The 19,262-nt window shown below is 43.4% G+C and carries 18 protein-coding genes and 1 tRNA gene; 11 read left to right on the forward strand and 8 right to left on the reverse strand.

Going from position 1 to position 19,262, the window contains the following annotated elements:
* Window positions 1-130 precede the first annotated feature (130 nt).
* Window positions 131-388 (forward strand): DUF4834 family protein, encoded by a 258-nt coding sequence (locus tag AAA943_RS03180; RefSeq protein ID WP_338222806.1) that lies wholly within the window; start codon window positions 131-133, stop codon window positions 386-388.
* Between the two features lie 93 nt (window positions 389-481).
* Here the strand turns inward: AAA943_RS03180 and AAA943_RS03185 are convergent, their stop codons facing one another.
* Window positions 482-1,414 carry a DUF4625 domain-containing protein gene (locus AAA943_RS03185; protein ID WP_338222807.1) on the reverse strand — a complete coding sequence of 311 codons (933 nt, stop codon included), beginning with the start codon at window positions 1,412-1,414 and terminating at the stop codon, window positions 482-484.
* Window positions 1,415-1,427: 13 nt separating this feature from the next.
* Complete coding sequence (locus tag AAA943_RS03190) at window positions 1,428-3,761, reverse strand: TonB-dependent receptor (protein ID WP_338222809.1); 2,334 nt, start codon at window positions 3,759-3,761, stop codon at window positions 1,428-1,430.
* 180 nt (window positions 3,762-3,941) lie between these two features.
* Between AAA943_RS03190 and AAA943_RS03195 the strand changes: the two genes are divergently transcribed.
* Complete coding sequence (locus tag AAA943_RS03195; protein WP_338222810.1) at window positions 3,942-5,201, forward strand: YncE family protein; 1,260 nt, start codon at window positions 3,942-3,944, stop codon at window positions 5,199-5,201.
* Window positions 5,202-5,601: 400 nt separating this feature from the next.
* Here AAA943_RS03195 and AAA943_RS03200 read toward each other — a convergent pair whose 3' ends face one another.
* Together AAA943_RS03200 and AAA943_RS03205 are read right to left on the reverse strand one after the other, a co-directional pair.
* Window positions 5,602-6,789 (reverse strand): class I SAM-dependent methyltransferase, encoded by a 1,188-nt coding sequence (locus AAA943_RS03200; RefSeq protein WP_338222811.1) that lies wholly within the window; start codon window positions 6,787-6,789, stop codon window positions 5,602-5,604.
* Entirely contained in the window at window positions 6,789-7,781 is a 993-nt protein-coding gene (locus AAA943_RS03205; protein ID WP_338222812.1) for an aspartate-semialdehyde dehydrogenase, read from the reverse strand. The genes AAA943_RS03200 and AAA943_RS03205 overlap by 1 nt, the downstream gene beginning before the upstream one ends.
* 207 nt (window positions 7,782-7,988) lie before the next feature.
* On the opposite strand from AAA943_RS03205, the gene AAA943_RS03210 reads away from it, so the two are divergent.
* The 4 genes from AAA943_RS03210 (at window position 7,989) to scpB (ending at window position 11,947) form a co-directional block, all read left to right on the forward strand.
* Window positions 7,989-10,454: a lamin tail domain-containing protein gene (locus AAA943_RS03210; RefSeq protein ID WP_338222813.1), complete on the forward strand. Its 2,466-nt coding sequence runs from the start codon at window positions 7,989-7,991 to the stop codon at window positions 10,452-10,454.
* Between the two features lie 68 nt (window positions 10,455-10,522).
* The gene (locus AAA943_RS03215; protein ID WP_338222814.1) at window positions 10,523-10,693 is read left to right on the forward strand and encodes a hypothetical protein; all 171 of its coding nucleotides are present in this window, start codon (window positions 10,523-10,525) and stop codon (window positions 10,691-10,693) included.
* 194 nt (window positions 10,694-10,887) lie between these two features.
* Window positions 10,888-11,271, forward strand: coding sequence for a TraR/DksA family transcriptional regulator (locus AAA943_RS03220; RefSeq protein ID WP_338221131.1), 384 nt, complete (start codon window positions 10,888-10,890; stop codon window positions 11,269-11,271).
* Between the two features lie 115 nt (window positions 11,272-11,386).
* Window positions 11,387-11,947 (forward strand): SMC-Scp complex subunit ScpB, encoded by a 561-nt coding sequence (scpB, locus tag AAA943_RS03225; protein ID WP_338221130.1) that lies wholly within the window; start codon window positions 11,387-11,389, stop codon window positions 11,945-11,947.
* A gap of 8 nt (window positions 11,948-11,955) precedes the next feature.
* Here scpB and AAA943_RS03230 read toward each other — a convergent pair whose 3' ends face one another.
* From AAA943_RS03230 to era, 4 genes are all read right to left on the reverse strand, one after another.
* Window positions 11,956-12,576: a SprT-like domain-containing protein gene (locus AAA943_RS03230; protein ID WP_338222815.1), complete on the reverse strand. Its 621-nt coding sequence runs from the start codon at window positions 12,574-12,576 to the stop codon at window positions 11,956-11,958.
* Between the two features lie 148 nt (window positions 12,577-12,724).
* Window positions 12,725-12,904 (reverse strand): PG1828 family lipoprotein, encoded by a 180-nt coding sequence (locus tag AAA943_RS03235; RefSeq protein WP_338222816.1) that lies wholly within the window; start codon window positions 12,902-12,904, stop codon window positions 12,725-12,727.
* Between the two features lie 76 nt (window positions 12,905-12,980).
* Window positions 12,981-14,294, reverse strand: a complete 1,314-nt coding sequence (der, locus tag AAA943_RS03240; protein ID WP_338222817.1) for a ribosome biogenesis GTPase Der — start codon at window positions 14,292-14,294, stop codon at window positions 12,981-12,983.
* A 2-nt stretch (window positions 14,295-14,296) separates the two neighbouring features.
* The gene (gene era / locus AAA943_RS03245) at window positions 14,297-15,190 is read right to left on the reverse strand and encodes a GTPase Era (protein ID WP_338222818.1); all 894 of its coding nucleotides are present in this window, start codon (window positions 15,188-15,190) and stop codon (window positions 14,297-14,299) included.
* A 67-nt stretch (window positions 15,191-15,257) separates the two neighbouring features.
* On the opposite strand from era, the gene AAA943_RS03250 reads away from it, so the two are divergent.
* The 5 genes from AAA943_RS03250 (at window position 15,258) to AAA943_RS03270 (ending at window position 19,051) form a co-directional block, all read left to right on the forward strand.
* Window positions 15,258-15,330 (forward strand) — tRNA-Met (locus tag AAA943_RS03250).
* Between the two features lie 171 nt (window positions 15,331-15,501).
* Window positions 15,502-16,758, forward strand: coding sequence for a tyrosine-type recombinase/integrase (locus AAA943_RS03255; RefSeq protein WP_338222819.1), 1,257 nt, complete (start codon window positions 15,502-15,504; stop codon window positions 16,756-16,758).
* Window positions 16,759-16,760: 2 nt separating this feature from the next.
* The gene (locus AAA943_RS03260) at window positions 16,761-17,471 is read left to right on the forward strand and encodes a hypothetical protein (RefSeq protein ID WP_338222820.1); all 711 of its coding nucleotides are present in this window, start codon (window positions 16,761-16,763) and stop codon (window positions 17,469-17,471) included.
* A 30-nt stretch (window positions 17,472-17,501) separates the two neighbouring features.
* Window positions 17,502-18,569, forward strand: a complete 1,068-nt coding sequence (locus AAA943_RS03265) for an alpha/beta fold hydrolase (protein ID WP_338222821.1) — start codon at window positions 17,502-17,504, stop codon at window positions 18,567-18,569.
* A gap of 179 nt (window positions 18,570-18,748) precedes the next feature.
* Entirely contained in the window at window positions 18,749-19,051 is a 303-nt protein-coding gene (locus tag AAA943_RS03270; RefSeq protein ID WP_287936192.1) for a hypothetical protein, read from the forward strand.
* Window positions 19,052-19,262 lie beyond the last annotated feature (211 nt).

Here is a 19,262-nt window from a genome sequence, read left to right on the forward strand (position 1 = left end):
GCTAAAAAGTGGAATTTGGGCAATTCCCCCTTCTCAAGGGGGGTAGGGGGATTTGACCCGAAGTTTGTAAATCTTCCAAGTTTAGACCCACCTTTGACAATGTGGATTCAACTATTAAAAGGAACGTGTTTTGGTAAAATTTCTGATCATAATTTTAGGTGTAGGATGGCTTCTTGGCCAACTGATCCGTTATTTTCTTCGCTCCAAACTGGCTCAATTTGCCAAGCAGGTGAATGAAGCAGCAATGGAACAGCAGCGGGCCCAGCAGCGAGCCTCCCGCCCAAAAGATTCTGTAAACGTGGATTACATCCCCAAAGAGGAGTTGGAAAAGCGAAAAAAAGATATTGAAGGCGGAGAATACGTGGATTATGAGGAAGTGAAGGAGTAATTCCTCGCATTTTTCAACCAAATTTCCCCAAATCAGCTGTCTATAAAAGGAAGCCAGGTTCATTGGCTTCCTTCTTTATTAAGTAAAATTGGATTAATTCACCCGCACCGGAATGGCTATTCTTGTTACATTTCCAGCCATATCTTCTGCCCAGATGATGAGAATCAATTGATTTTGTCCTGTGGGGACCGTGATAGTCTGATTCTCTGCCAAGGTCCGGAGATTAATACTTTCGCTGGAAGGGAGGGGATTGCCTTTGAGGTTCCTCCAGCTGGATTCACCATAAAGTTGCTCTCCAAAAACACGCACTTGGGCACCCCCGCCTTCTTGTTCGTCAAATCTATCCTGATTGGTCAGTCGCATCCAGATAAATTTCAAAGGAGTGCTCAAGGGATGCGTCGTGGTCTGAATAAATCCATCCATTAACAAAGGGGCTCCAGCTTGTGCAGAGATGGAGTTAGGCCCTCCAGTCAGCTCAATGGCAGGGGCATAGGGTCGTTGAATGTAAAAAGTAGTGTGGTAGTTGGACCCGTCTCCAAAACTGGTTTGATTGCCGTTGACATCTGTAGCCGAAATGGTAATGTGGTAGGGCCCTGCCAATACATTTCCTTGAATTTCAGAGTTCTGTCCTTCCCAAATTACCCGATATGGATCAATTCTTACTTCAGGACTTCCGGATTCGATGATGAGCCGGGAGTCTGATGAGGCCGAGTGGAAGATTTTTCGCACATTCAGCCGCTCAAAGCTGTTCAGTAGCCTTCCGTGGGAGTGCCCGTCAAAACCTCCGTGAATATCCAATAGGATTTCTTGGACTCCCTGCGGGTCTGCTACCTGAAAGGAGACATTTACCCCGGTCTCAGTGTCAGAAAAAATCTGACCTGCTGCCGGACTGATACTTGAACTTCCGGAGACAGGGCTGATTTGAGGAGCTTGGAGATCCTGAGGCTCTCCTGAATCGGTGCAGGAACTAACGGTCGCTAATCCAAGAAAGACAATAGTAAGTAGGTTGATTTTTCTGCGTGTCATATATTTTGTTGGTTTAATTTAAGGGGACTCTGAGGGAAAGAGCGATATTTCTTCCGGGCTCAGGAATATTGATCAGGCGATATCGACTCAGATGATTCAGATAGCGGATATTGCCGAGGTTTCGAACGCTGAGAGTGAGCGAAAGGGCTCTTTGCCCAACTTGGATCGTGCTGTCCATTCTCCAATCTATCAGGAAATAGCCCGGAGTTGCTTGCTCATTACGGGCTACCCGGTTTTGGTCGAATATTTTCCGAAAATCCATACTTATAGTGAGGCGAGAGAAAACAGTGGAAAACTCCTGAAATGGATAATCCAAACTCGCTAAAATCGAGGCAGGAGGAGTGAGTGGAATAGGAAGCTTGGTTTCCGTGTTTTGGTTCCAGACGTATTCCCCACTCAGTGAGGTTTTTAGATTCCAAGGGCTAAGGTAGCTGAGTTGGATTTCACCTCCTGCAAACAAGGCATTGTCTTGGCGGTATTCCCATAGCATACTGGAGCCGGGAAGAGGGGAGAATCGGCCACTTGGGGCCAAATAGATAAAGTCTCGGTAAATGGATACAAAAGGTGAAATGGCCACAGAAAAGGCCTTCCACTCCTGACTGAATCCGAGATCAGCCTGCCAGCTGCGTTCAGTAGTCAAGTTTGAATTTCCTTTTTCATGACGGAAATTTCCGTGATGAATTCCGTTGGATGCCAGTTCGATAGGCGTAGGAAAGCGTATGCCTGAGCCTAGGTTGAATTTAACGAGACGGGAATCATCAACTTGCCAAATCCAACCTGTAGAGATGCTGGGAGCCAAGGGATTGCAGCTGATATCGGGATTTCTTTGGTCAAACTCTCCCGTAGGCACAAGTCGCTCGTAAATGGGCTGAAAGTGTTCGTCGATCCTCAATTGTTGAGCATCTACACGAGCCCCAATATTCCAGCTGATTTTCTCTGAAAGAGACCATTCCAAAACTCCATAAATTCCGGATTGAAGACTCCGGTAAGCCGGAAGCAAAAACTCAAACCCATCGTAGTTATTGTTCATAAACTGATTCATCCAGCCTACTTGGAGAGACCCATTGAGAAGTGATGTCTTCAGGCTAAAGTTAGCTGTGTAAGTGTCCAGAGAAAGGCCCAAAGCGAGATTTCCGGAAGGAGTGGGGCCTACCCCATGCACATGAGGAAGAGATTCTTCCTGCCTCCGATTAGCCTGATAGCCCAGATCCAGCTGGTATTCCTTTTTGGCCACGGTCCAGCGGGTATTGGAGATGAGTTTCCAGTGTGTATTGATTTGTCTAGGAAATTGGATATCTCTGGAATCCCCGTCGTCTTCAAGGCTGTAGGCAGTAGGAATACCCACTGCTCCGGTAAAAATACCAGCTTCCTGTCCGAATCGACTGAGGGTTAGTCTGGTTTCACCATTGGAAAATTGTTTGCCACCGGCCAAAGAGAAATTAAGTTGTCTGCCTGCCGTGTTTTTGAGTCGTTGATCGGCAATGGGAAGAACGTACCCTGCATAGGTATACCGATCTGCCGGAACTTCATAGTCTCCATGACTCATTACTGAAAGAGTTCCTAGTCCAAAATATTTCCCTTTTCTCGCCTGAAGACTTAATGAGGAGCCAATCAGCCTGCTGTTGCTTTGGGCATCGAGAGCAACAGAACCTGAAATGCCCTCCTTCAAAGGTGCTGGGATAGGATTGATCTTCACGACACCTCCAAGGGCATCCGGTCCGAAAATCAAAGAAACAGGTCCCTTGAATATTTCCACATCTCCGCTGGTGTGTGGGTCGATTTCCAGTCCATGGTCAGCACCCCATTGCTGCCCTTCTTGTTTGATTCCAGAATCTTCGATGAGAATTCTGTTGAAGCTCAATCCTCGAATCATGGGCTTCGAGATCCCTACCCCCACATTCATAGCCTGGACTCCCGGGAGATTTTCCAATGCCCCGGCAAAAGTGATGGATTGCTGACTAAGCAATTCTTCTTTATCCACTTTTAGGGTGGATAATGAGCTTGATAGGGTTCCCAAAGCTTCTTTTTTGCCCAAGACTGCTACCTCTTCCAGATCCTTTGAGGAGGGCACGAGTAGGATGACCCCATTCAGTTGCTTGATTTGGGATATAGTGACGCTTCTTTTTTCAAAACCAACATGAGTGATTTCTATTTTCTCTATTGAATTCTTTAGGGAAATTGTTGCCCGACCTTCCCCATCTGCTATCAGCACCCAAACGGGACTTTCCTGAGCAGCATAGCCTAATATATGAGCGGATAGGGGCTGATTGGCTTGGTCCATTATCCGAAGGGAAATCTCTGATTGGGCCCAGACTTCTGTAGCTCCCAAAACCCAAAAAAGTACCAAGCACAGGCTGATTGATTTTTGATAACTCACTTTTGCAACACTGTTTCAAAAAGCAAAGGTAGGAGTGTGGATTAATTTTTTAAAGAAAATTGCAATAAAGTTGCAAAATAATTGCAACACTATTGCAAATGCTAAAAATGGGGCTTTTCTTTGGTCCGGAAATAATTAAACCGACTTTCTATGAAAAAAAGAGCACTATCTATTTTGTCACTTGCCTTTGTGGTTTTTTCTTGCCAAGAGGACGAGACTCCCATTGTTGAGCAGCCTACTTTTGAAAATCAGGAGAGCGAATGGATTCGTATCGCTTCCTGGGACGCCACAGGAAGATTCAGCATGATGAACCCGCTCAATGGGAATGTGTCCACTCCCAATGTCAACCCATTCGCTGAAGGAAGCAGAAATTACATCAGCCCTTCCGGCCAATATATTACCTCAGTTGAGCGAAGCTCTGGAATTGTTCGGTTCTTTGACACGGGCATCGTCAATCATGAAGACCATGGACATGAGTATGATATCCGTTGGCTAAATGCTACAGCGGAGGCACCTCTACCTACCCATTATTCTGCAAGTAGAGGTAACATTGTCATCTTCAATGATGGGGACGGCTCGATTACTTGGGCGAGAGAAGCCACAATGGAGACCCCATCTTTCCAGCCTGTAGTATTGGGTGATTTGGGAAATGAAGTACACCATGGAGCGGCTACTTGGCTAAACGGGAATAAGTTTGCGGTCACTTTTAAAAATCCAGATATCCCGGGTGCACTTCCTCAAACCATCAAGTTATTGGATTCTAACAAGGCTGTTCTGGCTGAAAATGCAGCAGTAAACGTGTCTGGAATCCATGGGGATGCGAGCAATGGAGAGTTTGCTGTATTTGGTGGGACAACTGGCGTTTTGGTAGCCCGAGCTAACAATGAGTTATTCAGAATCGATAATGTGGCTCCTTTAGAACCCACATCAGGGAACTGGATGGGTACGATCAAAGCCCATGACAACAATTCTATTTTCTATGGCTGGTCCAGAAATAAGGGGATTTTTGCTATCGATCCAGCCGCCAAATCGATGCGAAATGTCTATTCCGGAGATGATGTGGCAGGCTACTTCTTCAGTGCAGACGGGAGTAAGTTGATTGTTCAGCGAGCTTCCAATGAAGTTTTGGTTTTGGATGCAACAAGCGGGAATACCGTGGTTCAGGCTGCAATCCCTGTGGCATCTGTGGAATATTTCAGCGCCAGAAAAGCCAGAGACGAGTTTGAAATGTATCGTTTGATGAGTGAAAATCCGCCGGTTTTGACCAGTTCAGAAAAATATCTCTATGTACTCAGCCCTTCCCGTACCCAGATTGATGTATTGGATTTGACTGATTTGAAATCTGCCAAAACCATGACTCTATCCAGTCCGGCTTCGACAATCATGAGAATTGGCTTCCAGACTAAGTAAAGATGTAAATAAATATTTGGTTAAACGTTCAAAAGCGCTTCTGATCTTCGGGAGCGTTTTTTTGTTGAAAAAAATCAAATTCAGCCGGATTTTTTCTTCTTCATTTTTTATAATAAATAGCAGGAAGTTCGGGTCACGATTTTTTGGTTCTATCGCTTTTTCCTTGTTAAAAAGTCTACCATCTAGTCCAGAACAGCAGTTTTGAATTTCTATTTTAAGATTTCCTTTTCTTCATCCCCTTGATCTGCCTATTGAAATTTCTTCAGGCTCCGGACAGGTATCTTTTCCAAAGGTCCAAACTTTGGGAAGTAAGAGGATTTTACATTTGACAATAGAGGCTTGGGTCTCAAATCTTGTTTCTTGCATCTAATTCCCTCTACCACTTCCTTCTGCCCATTATTCACTGAATCCTTTTGCACCAAAAAATCTTAAACCCGTTTCCCGTTTTCGTTCCAATTACGTAATCATCTCCTCCATCTTTCAGTCCAAGTTTCTTTTTTAATTCCTCTGCACCTTGGACATAGTTTCGGCAGATGACATTTGCCTTTCCCGAAGGAAAGAGGTTTTTGATTTCCTGCTTTTTGGGAGCGATCTCTTGAATCACTTCGAAGACACGGCCCGGAATTTCTTCTGGAATCCCATTCCCCGTGTAGAGATGGCTGTTTTTCTCCAATTTTTTTAATCCAAAGCGCTCCGCAAAAAGGGTAAACGCACCGGCTTTCAGGATTCCGCTGAGCGGTTCGACTATGTACTTTTCTGCTTCTCCAATAGTTGCGATGGCCTTTTCTTCTTCTTTTGGATCAAATGAAAACGATGGATAATCACTGCCTAAATCCACCACTTCAATTGTTTTGGAGTTGGATGCATTTCCCTTTTCCCAGAAAAGGAGAAGTTCTTTCACCTCATTCTTAACGGATACCACGGTGATTTTATGGATCTCAGGAAGTTCGGACCAAGCTTGAGAAATATCCAGCATGGGCGAAACTTTGAGAAGGATTTGTTTGCTTTTGGACTTCATCAAGTCCCAAGCTCCGATAACATCCGGCTCGCAGTCCTGGAGTTGGTAAAGTTTTTGGTTTCCGGTTCCACGCCTGGCTGGATCGGCATAGATAAGATCGAATTCGAGGTCAGTTTTCGACAAAAACTCCAAGCCATTCCCTTCGATAAATTCAAATTTGTCAGGATTTAATAGTTCAAGATTATGGCTTGCGATTTGAAAAAGTTCAGGCAGTCTTTCGCAATAAATTCCCTTATTAAAACCTTGACTTAGGTGAAAGAAATCCACCCCAAGTCCACCAGTCAGGTCAATCATCACTTTTCCGGTCAGGCCTTTTGCTTTGAATTGGGCGGTCTCTTCTGATGAACTTTGCTCTAGAGATATACTCGCTGGAAAAAGCAAGTCCAGATTTTCAGCCCAATAGGGGAGTTTTTTGGCTATTTTCTGGCGGGCAGAGATCTGCTGCACAGCCATTTTCAGATCAAAAGCTACTTTTCCCTGATATTTAAAAAGCAAAAGTGCAGGATCTTCCCGGAGATGATCCTGCACAAATTGTCTGAATTCAGCGCTATTGAGCTCGCTGAAATTCATCAGACGAGTTTATTTTCCAACAAGTATTCTGCAATCTGAACCGCGTTGGTCGCAGCACCTTTTCTAAGATTATCTGCTACGATCCACATGTTTAGGGTATTTGGCTGAGATTCATCTCTTCTCAATCGGCCTACGAAAACTTCGTCTTTCTTGTGCGAGGTGATCGGCATAGGATACACAAAGTTGGTTGGGTCGTCCTGTACCACAATTCCCGGAGCATTTTCCAATAGACTTCTCACTTCTGAAAGATCAAAATCCTGCTTGAACTCCACATTGACCGCTTCGGAGTGACCTCCCATAGTCGGGATTCTCACGGTGGTAGAAGTCACCTGAATGGTATTGTCACTGAAGATTTTCTTGGTTTCGTTGATCATTTTCATTTCCTCCTTGGTGTATCCGTTGGGCTGGAATACATCAATGTGAGGAAGTACGTTCATATCGATCTTGTGTGGATAGACCATCGGAGGGTTGGCTTCGCCTGCTCTTTCAGCCATCATCTGATCCACAGCGGCCTTACCGGTACCAGTTACAGACTGGTAAGTGGATACCACGATTCGCTTGATTCCATACTTGTGTCTCAAAGGTTCCAAAGCCAAAACCATCTGGATGGTGGAGCAATTGGGGTTGGCAATGATTTTATCTTCTTTGGTCAGTTCCTTGGCATTGATTTCAGGGACTACCAGTTTTTTGGAAGGATCCATTCTCCAGGCGGAGGAATTGTCGATCACAGTAGTACCTGCCTCTGCAAATTTGGGAGCCCATTCCAGGGAGGTGCTTCCTCCTGCGGAGAAAATGGCGATTTCGGGTTTGGCTGCTACCGCATCAGCAAGACCGATTACGGCGAATTTTTTGCCCTTGTACTCGATCTGTTTACCTACTGAGCGCTCAGAAGCGACCAAAAGCAGTTCGTCATAAGGGAAGTTGTGCTCGTCAAGCACCTCGAGGATTTCGGAGCCTACCAGACCGGTAGCGCCTACTACAGCCAGTTTCATTTTAGGTATAGGTTTAGAATGTTTTGGGTTGCAAAAGTAAGGACTGTCGCTTCATTTTCAGGAGCTAAAGGGAATTATTTATGAAAGGTAAGTCAGTGTTTTAAAACTGAATACTTAATTGTATATTCAAGAAGTATTTTTTGGAATTTTTCTATGAGAAAGTTCGCCAATCTTTTTTTCGAGAAGGGATTTTTCCTAGTCCTTAATATGGCTTGGACTTGGACTGCTTTTGGGCAATCCCAGAATTTTGAGTCCCTATTCCAGATTCAGTCTTTTCCGGAGGAATTTCTTCCGGGTTGGTGGGGAAATGAGGTTCGCAGTACCTCAGCAAGAATTTTCCGATCCGGCAGTGCCGGTAGGGAGGGAAGCGGTGCCCTGGCGGTGCAGCCTATCAGTACCTTCAATGGAGTGCTTTGGGTTAGGTTGTCCACCGAGGGCTTATCCGATCCCAAGGTGTCATTTTGGTCCAGATCTCTTAGAAACGGTACTGGAAGTCGTCCGGCGGCGGTTTTTTATTCTTGGGGGAAAAGTCTCAACGGGGAGTTTGAAGGAAGAACAAGGTTGGGAGAGGAGAATGAATTTGGAAATGAGGATCAGGAATTCCGGAGGTATATTTTGGATCTGCCGGAGGAAATGAGGTCAGAAACGGCATTTTTTCTCAAGCTAGAAATCGAATATGGTCCGGGTTCGGGTAGTGCTGCACGTTGGTTGATGGATGACTTTGCGTTCGGGGAATTTGTAGTGGATACTGATCCTCCCGGGGTTGATCGGGTCAAGGGATATTCGGCTACCGAACTTCTTTTAGGCTTTGATGAGCCGGTAGATCCCGGTTTTGCTCAGATTCCATTAGCCTACACCTTGGAGGGAGAAAATCCGGAACGGGTGAGTTTGCTCAACGATTCCACGGCAATTCTTTACTTTTCCCAAACCTTGGAGGAAGGAAGACCTTATGAAATCGGAGTTAGGTCAATTCCGGATTTGGAAGGAAATTTCCTTCTGGATACTCTGGTTGCTTTTTCTTTTTTTGATCCTACTGCTTTCGAATTAAAGTCTCTGGTGATCAATGAGCTCATGCCGGCTCCAAGAAATGATCAGGATCTGCCCAACGTGGAATACATCGAGCTTTTTAATCCGAGAGAGAAAGAGTGGAGGCTAGGAGGGTTAGTTATATCCAATTCCAGGACCTCAGCTATTCTTCCGGAATATTGGATGCCCCCGGGAGGTTATCTTTTGCTTGGCCCGGCAAATCAAGCCAGTCTGCTTCAGCCTTTCGGAGAGGTTTTAGCCATTGGTTCTTGGCCGACCCTACTAAATTCAGGGGATCAAGTCAGCCTAAAAACAACTGGAGAATTGCTGGTCGATGAGCTTTCCTACACTACGGCTTCTTGGGGTGGATCTGAATTTTCTGGAGGAGGATACAGTTTGGAGGTCATCAACCCCAGCTTCCTCTGTGGAAACTCTAATTTTCTGCTTCCTTCCCAATCTCCCCAGCGGGGGACACCGGGAGAACTCAATTCTGTGTTTGATCCTGATTTTGGAGGAGAAATGCCCATGATTTCCAAACGGTACTTTTTGGATTCAATGCAGATTTTCATGGAGTTGAGTTATCCCATTTTATCCGTGTTTGGTCCGGGAAATGTGAGACTTTCTCCTGAAGTGGGTATCGATTCGGCCTTTCTTATTTCCGGAAAAGAGATTCGAGTGTACCTCAATCGTCCGATAGAAGAGGGGGTTGTCCTTTCCATAAGTCTCACCGGACTACAAAACTGCTTAGGAGGTGATCTGCCTGAATTGGGGCCGATAAGCTTGGTTTGGCCTTCCCAAGTTCAAAAAGGTGACCTGATCCTGAATGAATTGCTTTTTGATCCCCTTCCTGGGGATCCCAAGTTTGTGGAAATTCGAAATACTACCCAGAAATATCTCAATCTGGAAGGATGGGCCTTGGGGAATCGAAGTTCAGACGGGCAGGTGGCACAGTTGAGGTTTTTTGGTGAAAGGGGCCTTTTTCTTCCTCCAGAGGACTACTTGGCGATTTCCACGGATTCTACCCGACTGAAAATCACCTATCCCAAGTCCGCCTCAGGAAGGATGCTGCAGATTTCTTCCTTGCCCAGTTATCCCATCTCAGGAGGCACTGTGGTATTGGTCCGGCCAGATGGTGAAGTAGAGGAGGAGTTTCGGTATTCCAGCTCCTTGCATCATCCTCTTCTTCGCAACTCAAAAGGGGTCTCTTTGGAGAGAATTTCTAAAATTCCGGCAGCGGCGACCTCTGAAAACTGGCAATCCGCCTCCGCTGGTGAAGACTACGCTACTCCGGGCCGAAGAAACTCTCAGGACATCGAGCCCAAGGATTTGGAGTCAGTGATTACGATCGATCCCAAGGTTTTTGATCCGGAAGGAAGCTTTGGCCCCTCATTTACTAGCATTTCCTATCTTTTGGATCAACCTGGCTGGCTTGGGACCTTCCGTATTTACACTTCAGGGGGTCAATTGGTGGAGACTTTGGGACAGAATCAACTCTTGGGAAGGGAAGGATTATTTGTTTGGGATGGTACAGATGCCGAAGGACGCAGAGTTCGTCCGGGATATTATGTGCTTTTGGCTGAATTGTATAATCTCGGGGGAGAGCTGCTCATCATCAAAAAGACGGTAGTGGTAGGGATAAAACTTTGATTTTCTACATAAATTGTAACCTAAAACCATTTTTTCTGTATATTAATAAGACAGAAAGATTGAATTTTATGAAACGCGACCTTATCACTCAAACCATCGAAAAGATAGTCCTCAAAGAAGGAAAAGAGCTACTGGAAGCTCAATCCTATCTGACCATGCGCTTTCGCATCTCAGTAGACCTTACTTGCCTTTCCAAAAGGCTGAAAAAGCTGATGCAAGATGAACAGGCTGTAGCCTAAATTTTCAACATATTATCCTGATTTTTTTATAAGTTATTGACTGTTAAGGGTTAAAAATTTTCACCGAATGGGCTTTATGGATTTATCCATTGTTGGCTCGTCTTACTTTTTGGAAATATCGAAGACCGACGTATTTTAGGGAAATTAACCCATGTCAACGATTGGATTTTTCCAATCCTTTAACCCTAGAAGCTATGAGTCAGGAAGGAAAAACAGCATACTCTCCCGAAGAACTAAAGGAATTTGAAGAGATCATTTTGCAGAAATTGGCCGTGGCCAAGGAAGAATTGGTGTCTCTCAAAGAGACCCTGAGTAAGAAAAATGACAGTGGAACTGACTACACTGCTTCTACCTCCAAACTCCTTGAAGACGGAGCGGATACACTGGAGCGCGAAAGCATGAGTCAACTTGCCGCCCGGCAGCAAAAATTCATCATCAATTTGGAGAATGCGCTGATTCGGATCAAAAACGGCACCTATGGAGTCTGCGTGGATACCGGGAAACTGATTTCTAAAGAAAGACTCAAAGCAGTGCCTCATACCATGCATTCCATCGAAGCTAAACTTGCAAAAAAATAAACGATCCTTCCTTGAGTTTAAGGATTGTTGATTTTGCCTGCTGAAAGCTAATTCTTATCGAATACCTTGACCATATCCAGGCTGGTTTTTTGACCAACTAGTAGCAAAAGAAATCTTGGAATTTCTTCATCGACATATCGAAGCGCTGATTTTTTGTGCTCCCGAACCCCTTTCAGTCTCCGAGATTGTCAAATGTCTCGGAGAGATGTTTGAGGCGGAAATCCCCGTAGACCATGTTGAATCGGCTATATATGACCTGCGAAAAAAATACAATCAGGACGATTTTTCCTTTGCTTTGGAGCATTTGGGTGGTGGATATCAGTTTTTGACCAAGCCGGCCTATCAGACATCCATCAGTATTTTGCTCAGACAGCAATCCCAGAAAAAGCTTTCGACTGCCCAATTGGAAACGCTTTCTATCGTAGCCTACAAGCAGCCCGTGACCAAGGGAGATGTGGAGCAGATACGCGGAGTGAATTCCGATTACTCGATCCAAAAGCTTCTGGAAAAGGAACTCATCGAAATCAAAGGTAAATCCGAAGGGATAGGACGTCCTTTGCTCTATGGGACTTCTCAGAAGTTTATGGAATATTTTGGAATCAATTCCATACAGGAACTACCTCAACCCAAGGACTTTTCCCAGCCCGAAAACCAAATCGGCGAGGAACGGGACTGATTGGCAGATCAAGCAGGAATAACTTTTGCCAATCGGGAAACGAGGAACTTTTTCCCCGTACTTACTTCCTCACACATCACGCGGGTTCTCCGCGTTTCTTTTTTGGTGAACGTTCTTCCCTGCAAGATAAAAGATTGACCTGCGGGTAGGTCGGCAAGAAACGTCTCCTCCGAATCCATGATTTTTTTATCGTATTTGCTCATTTCTTTCATGAGGAAAAGATCCCTAGCCGAACTGGCAGAGGGATTCTGCATGTGGAGTCTCAGAGGGACTAAGATGTCCTTCGGAAATACCGAGTCTACAAGAATGGGAGCCAAAAGTTGCCGAAATTCCTTTTTCCACTCTTTTCCGTGAGGCGCATGTACAGGGCCGTATCTTTCAAAAGTCCTCAAATGGGCCACTTCATGGATAAAGGTGAGTAAAAACTGGTATGGATTTAAGTCTGAATTGAGGGTGATGGTTTGGATTTTTTGGTCTTTGCGGTATCTGAAATCGCCAAGTTTGGATGTGCGTGGAGCTTTGACATGAAAGTGAAAAGGAATCTCCTCCCAAAGCAAGGCGCAATAAGAAATAGAGGTAGGAGGCAGATGCTTGGTGAAAATAGAAATCAGGGCAGGAGGGACCTTCATGTAAGTAAAAATACCGGAATTTGGTGATTCCGGAGGTGGGCTTTGGCCAATAAACTTTTTTTTCGCTAGTGGAGGTGATGGGTGAAAATAAGGACACAAAAAAAGCCCCAACTCAGTTGAGGCTTTAATTTCTTCTGTGTGTCAGTGATTACTGAACTGCAGTAGTGTCAACAGCAACAGCAGCAGTGTCAACAGCAGGAGCTTCTTCAACTACTGGAGTCTCTTCAACAACTACGGTTTCTTCAACAGTTTCTTCAGTGGTTTTGTTACCGCAAGAAGCAGTAGCGATCAAACCAGCGATTGCGAAAATTGCAAATACTTTTTTCATTTGTTATGGTTTTCTTAATTACGAGGCAAAGGTACTAGTAAAATTTTCAATTGTACAAGTGCCACCCAAATTATTTTTATTTGTTTTTATAAATGATTTTTACCGGAACTCCTTCAAAATCAAAATTTTCCCGGATCCGGTTCTCCAAGAAGCGGGTATAGGGGTTTTTGATGTATTGAGGCAGGTTGCAGAAGAAAGCAAACACCGGATTTTTGGTGGGTAATTGGGTCACATATTTAATTTTGATGTACTTCCCTTTCCATGCTGGGGGAGGATATTTTTCAATTTCCGTCAGCAAAACATCATTCAACTTGGATGTGGTAACCCGGCGGGTTTTATTCTCATATACCTTCACAGCCAACTCGATGGCTTGGAAAATTCGCTGCTTTTCGGTCACGGAAGTGAAGATGATCGGGATCCACTTGTGCTCTCCCAGTCTTTCCATCATATCCTCCTTGATTTTGTTCATGGTCTTGTGATCTTTTTCGATCAAATCCCACTTGTTGACCATGATCAGGATGCCCTTATTGTTTTTGATAGCCAAGCCGATGAGATTGATGTCCTGGGCCTCAAGGCCTCGGGTAGCATCCACCATGACGATGACCACATCGGATTCTTCCAAAGTGCGAAGCGAGCGCATCACGGAGTAAAACTCTATGTCTTCCTTTACTTTTCCCTTTTTTCTGATTCCGGCCGTATCGGTGATGATAAAGTCCTTGCCGAAAAACTTGTATCTCGTGTGGATAGCATCCCGAGTCGTGCCGGCTTCATCGGTGACAATGGACCGTTCTTGACCGAGTAAGGCATTGAGAAAAGAAGACTTGCCCACATTGGGTCTTCCCAAAATGGAAATCTTCGGTACTCCTGCATCCGGATCTTCTTCCCCTTCATCGGCAAAGTGGGTGATCACTTCATCCAAAAGCTCCCCCGTACCGCTTCCACTTACTGCTGCTATAGGGAAAATCTCATAGTCTGAAAGCCCTAAGGCATAAAATTCGTTGGCCATCAGGGCCTTGTCCAAGTTGTCCGCCTTATTAGCTACGATGTAGAGGGGCTTTTTTGTTCCACGAAGCTCATTGGCAAACTCTGAATCCAAATCAGTCAATCCATCATGGCAGTCCACCACAAAAAGAATGACATCGGCTTCCTCGATGGCAAGCTTGACTTGCTTTCGGATTTCCGCTTCGAAGATGTCTTCAGACCCGGTGACATATCCTCCCGTGTCGATCACAGAAAAAAACTTGCCGGACCATTGGGCATGTCCATAGTGGCGGTCTCGGGTGACTCCGCTCAGGTTGTCCTCAATGGCTTTTCTTTCTTCTACCAGACGATTGAAAAGGGTAGATTTTCCTACGTTTGGTCTTCCTACTATTGCTACAATATTTGCCATGATTAAAGGGTGTCGTACCCGAATTTTTTAAGTTTTAATTTGTTTTTTCTCCAGTCCTGCTCCACCTTGACAAAGGTCTCGAGGAAGACTTTTTTTCCGAAAAACTTCTCCAAATCTTCCCGGGCTTCTGTGCCAACTTTCTTCAGCATTTTACCCTTGTCTCCGATCAGGATTCCTTTTTGGCTGTTTCTTTCGCAGAAAATAGTAGCCCGAATCCGGATGATCGCTTCTTCCTCATGAAAATCCTCAATACCGACTTCGGTGCTGTATGGGATTTCCTTTTTGTAATTGGTGAAGATCTTTTCACGAATGATCTCGGAGGCAAAGAACCGCTCCGGGCGGTCAGTTAGTTCCTCCTTGTCATAAAATGGGGGATGAACGGGGAGTTTGTCTAGAATTTCCTGAAGGATTTTTTCTGTATTGAAGTTTTCCTTTGCCGAAATGGGGATTACCACGTCTGCTTTTACCCTTTGGGTCCAATAGGAGGTGACTTCTTCCAGCTGTCCTTCTTTGGCCAAATCAATTTTGTTGATGACCAAAAGGACTGGGATTCCGGATTGATTGATACGCTGAATGACCTCCTCGATTTCTTCTTCAGTTTCGTAAAGGTCGGTGACGAAGAGAATGACATCGGCATCTTCCAGTGAGAGATTGACAAAGCCCATCATGCTTTTGTGTAGCTCATATTTGGGCTTCAGCATTCCCGGTGTGTCAGAAAACACGATCTGGTAATCTTCTGTATTTGTGATTCCGACGATTCGGTGACGGGTGGTTTGAGCTTTGGAAGAGATGATGGAAAGCCGCTCACCCACAAGGATATTCATGAGTGTAGACTTGCCTACATTGGGTTTACCGATGATATTGACAAATCCTGCTTTGTGGGATTGGGGATTCATTTTCCAAGAATTTTTTGCAAAGGTACTTGATTTTTGAGAGATAGTCCTTACCTTTGCATCACAATATCGCGGGATGGAGCAGTTGGTAGCTCGTCGGGCTCATAACCCGAAGGTCACAGGTTCGAGTCCTGTTCCCGCTACTTCTAGACTCTGAATAATGTAAAAATTATTCAGAGTTTTTTGTTTTTCAGGCATTTAGAACTATTTCGAATCTATTTGATTCTGACAAATTCGAATGATTTTGTCCCCCTTTTTGTCCCCCTAATTGTCCGCTTTTTTGTCCCCCTTGATTTTTATTGGTATTTTGAACCATGATAGATTTCAAAATTTCTGCGGTTCTGAATCCGAAGGGCAAGAAATCCTCTGAAGGTGAAACGATTTATTTATGCATTAATCGAAAGGGGCGACATTACATCAATCTCAATCTTGAAAAGATCCCCAAGAATGCCTGGTCTGGAAAAGCTCTCAAATGGGTGAATAGTCAGTATAATTATGCCGACTCCCATAATCGATTAATTGCCCGTGAAATTCACCATCTCAAAGAAATCATTCATGATTTTTCTAAGCGTGGCGAAATCTTGACTGCCGAGAAGCTGAAAGCTATCTACCTGGTGAAACATCAGGGTAAAAGAATCAAAGGTGTCAATGGGAATGTAGCCCCTGGGGCAAGTGATAAGATTTCGTCCTATATAGAATACTCATTAAAGTTTGGCTCAACCTCCAAAAAAGAAGAGGGTACCAAGAAGGTCTATGTGACTTTGAAAAATCTGGTGGATAGTTATCGAAGTCAAGCCATGATGGCTGATATCGATGAATCCTACATACTGGGGTTGATAGATTTTTTACGCAGCGATTCCACAAAGATAAATTCGGATACCACTGTTGCTAAATATGTAGACCGTCTTAAGGTGATTTACAGGGAGTATTGCGATCAATACAGTGTCCCATTTAAAAAAGGGATTTTTGAAAGATTGGACATTAATTCGACAAAACGACCTGACAAGATCATCTATGTGAATGATAAGCAATATGAATTGCTTCAGAACTTGAAGTTCACCCCGGAGGAAAGAAGGCTGGAAGTTACCAGAGACCTTTTCTTATTGCTATGCAATACAGCCCTGTATTATAATGATTTGATTGGGATTAAGTCCGAAAATGGTTTTGATTGGAACCTGCTAGGAGAAAATCCTGAACATCTAGTACTTCAAGGAGAGCGAAAGAAGAATGGGGAAGAGTTTTGGATTCCTTTAAATGATACCGCCAAAAAGATTGTCAAGAAATACTTTCAGGAGGGTGAAGAATACCTGTTTCCTAGAGAAGTGGCTATTTCAGAGCAAAAGTTTAATCAACATCTGAAGGTACTAGCGGAAAAAATCAAGTTTCCGGATGTACTCTCCAATAAGGTGGGAAGAAAGACTTTCGGAACGTGGACAGATCGATTGGGGATGGATGATAATGATATTAGAATGATATTTGGACATTCCCCAGGATCAGTTCTAAAGAAATACTACACCGAAAGGAAGACGGTGGAGACTTACCGAAGGATTCTTTCTTTCATTCAGAGATAGACATGCAAAAGAAAACAAAGCTTGCGATCAAGCATTATCACGCCAAGGAATTAGAAAAGATTGGAAAATCGGCATCCAGTTTTCCTTTGTATGTAATGGTGAGGTATAAGAATGTCAAAACCAAATTTGCTTCAAGGCTAGGCATAAGGTATGTAAATCAAAATGGTGGAGATCCTTCCATTTTAAGTTATTTAAGCCCGGATGTTAGTGCCATTATTGAGGCAGAGGTTAAGCATATTGAGTTGCTTCGGGACTACTTTGAAGATGTATTGAACGTGGAGTTTACTCCTTCCATGGTTGTCAATGAGCACTATGAGAATGCATCTTTAGAAAAGGTACTAGATTATTTCGATCAGATTTTTGAGGATAAGGCAATGAGGGGAATTCTAGCTGAAATCAATCAAGACTTGATCGACTTACTTGATGCAGCTGGGCCCACCAAATTCTTGTCTGGGATACAGCATCTTGATTTGGGGCTTTTCCGTAGAATAATGGATTTGGATGAAGTGAAGCAAGTTTTCGATTTCTTTAAGATCTATAAATCATTGAATTGGCCGGAAGTGAATCGGCTTCAATTTAGGATGGTCAGCCTCAATGATAATCAGAAGCTTTCAGGATTGAAAACATGGCTAGATGAAAAATTTGATACTGAAATGAAGCACTTCCAGAGATTGAACCCAATATCAGTGGATTTTGATAAAAAGGTTTCTTAAGGATTATAGAATAGATAATATTGATTTTTGATGTGTAAAAGTGAGTTTTTCATCTGGATTATATTGTGGGTATTCTCCATATTGATAAGTACCCAATCCTTTGGTCAGGATGAAGGGGCTAATGATTTTTTAAAAAGGTATGAACTGGCCCGAGCTGAAATTGAAAAATATGAATTGACTCATGGTAATTTCATCGAAACGAGGAATGTAAAAATGCATTACTTGTCTTGGGGAAATCCCGCTGATTTACCATTGATTTGGATACATGGAAGTTTCACTAATTCATATGAAATAAAGGAATTGGCAGAAAGAATTTCTAAACAGGGATATTACCTAATTGCCATTGATTATTATGGTCATGGTTTAACTCCAATTCCTAGTCATGAAGTATCTCTATATCACGTTGCAGATGATGTTATCGACCTGATGGATCAAAAAGGTATAGAGAAAGCCGTAATTGGTGGGTGGTCAAGAGGTGGATATATCGCATCTGCCGTTTATGATGCTTACCCTGAAAGAGTTCATGGGCTTATTCTTGAGGATGGAGGATCAGTTGGAACAAACACCTTTTATCACGCACTTGAGGACGAAGAACTTTTTGATTTTGCCGGAAAGCTATTTGAGGACCGCGTTGAGTACGGAAGATTTAATTCTGAATTCGAGTGCTTTAAAGAATACGTTGATGTAACAGATGCTGGGACTCAGTTTGAATTGTTAGCCTGGATCACCCAGGATAAAGATGGGTTTTGGACGATTGGAGCCGGACTTGAAGAGTTATTCCACATCTCAACAATTGATCAGTTTGTTGAAAATATCAAGAATTCTTCTCAGGTCCCTTTATTTGCTAGATCCATGGCACAAATGGAACCTCTCGTGATTTTTAGAAATTTAGATGTTCCAATCTTGATTTTAGATCCCGTACATGATGTCGATATTTTTCCGTTCGAAAGTGAAAATGAGAAATTAAAAATTCAGCATAGCAAATTAGTGACGCATAGGATTTTTGAGAATACTGGTCACAATGTTCATTTTGAAAACCCAGATGGGTTTTTGATGGAAGTTTTAGGCTTTTTAAAAACGATCGAAATCTCAAAGTAACCTACTTTAGATAATTCAGGTTTTCTCTGGCCAATTCGATTGCAACAGTTCAGTACTTTAAGTTTTGCGGAATAAAGACCTCGATTGAGGGTATGTAAAAATATTAATTTAAAAATCGGTCACTAGTGACCGATTTTATATTTTTTCTCTATATTTGAGTAAATCAAACTCAAATCACAATGAATCAAGACACTTTTATTCCGTTTTCAGCTGTTAGCCAAAAATGGCTAGAGGAAAAATTCCGAAGTCTGGAAGAAAAAATCTCAAGCATTCATCCAGCCAATAAGTCTGTAAAAGATGAATGGTTATCTCTTCAGGAATTTATGGAAGCCACAGGAGTAAAGTCCCACTATTCCATTTCAAAAATGGAATCAGTTTCTGAATCTAAGGGACAGGAGTTTCGCTCTATGTACCGAGGCAAGCGACGATTTATTCACCAAAGAGAAGTGGATAGATTTTTTGCAGGAGAGTTTGAGAACTAAAAAAGGAAAGGATGTTCGTCCTTTCCTTTGTTGAAAATGCTCAATGGCAGTTCCTTAGATTGCTTTTAACCCTCAGAAAATTAAAAACATGCACTAAGATGGACAATCTTTTGATCATTGTCAACCTAGGTCAGGCAGCTCTTTCGACTTTTTCAGTCCTTACAATTCTCTACGCCACTTACCGGCTGCTGGCTGATTTTCTTTCAGTCTA

Source organism: Algoriphagus confluentis (assembly GCF_036245625.1).
GTDB lineage: Bacteria > Bacteroidota > Bacteroidia > Cytophagales > Cyclobacteriaceae > Algoriphagus > Algoriphagus confluentis.

Coding starts and splice junctions, on each gene's coding strand:
- AAA943_RS03185 (WP_338222807.1), bottom strand. CDS start 1,414: ATGACACGCAGAAAAATCAACCTACTTACTATTGTCTTTCTTGGATTA.
- AAA943_RS03195 (WP_338222810.1), top strand. CDS start 3,942: ATGAAAAAAAGAGCACTATCTATTTTGTCACTTGCCTTTGTGGTTTTT.
- AAA943_RS03200 (WP_338222811.1), bottom strand. CDS start 6,789: ATGAATTTCAGCGAGCTCAATAGCGCTGAATTCAGACAATTTGTGCAG.
- AAA943_RS03205 (WP_338222812.1), bottom strand. CDS start 7,781: ATGAAACTGGCTGTAGTAGGCGCTACCGGTCTGGTAGGCTCCGAAATC.
- AAA943_RS03210 (WP_338222813.1), top strand. CDS start 7,989: ATGGCTTGGACTTGGACTGCTTTTGGGCAATCCCAGAATTTTGAGTCC.
- AAA943_RS03215 (WP_338222814.1), top strand. CDS start 10,523: ATGAAACGCGACCTTATCACTCAAACCATCGAAAAGATAGTCCTCAAA.
- AAA943_RS03220 (WP_338221131.1), top strand. CDS start 10,888: ATGAGTCAGGAAGGAAAAACAGCATACTCTCCCGAAGAACTAAAGGAA.
- AAA943_RS03230 (WP_338222815.1), bottom strand. CDS start 12,576: ATGAAGGTCCCTCCTGCCCTGATTTCTATTTTCACCAAGCATCTGCCT.
- AAA943_RS03235 (WP_338222816.1), bottom strand. CDS start 12,904: ATGAAAAAAGTATTTGCAATTTTCGCAATCGCTGGTTTGATCGCTACT.
- der (WP_338222817.1), bottom strand. CDS start 14,294: ATGGCAAATATTGTAGCAATAGTAGGAAGACCAAACGTAGGAAAATCT.
- era (WP_338222818.1), bottom strand. CDS start 15,190: ATGAATCCCCAATCCCACAAAGCAGGATTTGTCAATATCATCGGTAAA.
- AAA943_RS03255 (WP_338222819.1), top strand. CDS start 15,502: ATGATAGATTTCAAAATTTCTGCGGTTCTGAATCCGAAGGGCAAGAAA.
- AAA943_RS03260 (WP_338222820.1), top strand. CDS start 16,761: ATGCAAAAGAAAACAAAGCTTGCGATCAAGCATTATCACGCCAAGGAA.
- AAA943_RS03265 (WP_338222821.1), top strand. CDS start 17,502: ATGTGTAAAAGTGAGTTTTTCATCTGGATTATATTGTGGGTATTCTCC.
- AAA943_RS03270 (WP_287936192.1), top strand. CDS start 18,749: ATGAATCAAGACACTTTTATTCCGTTTTCAGCTGTTAGCCAAAAATGG.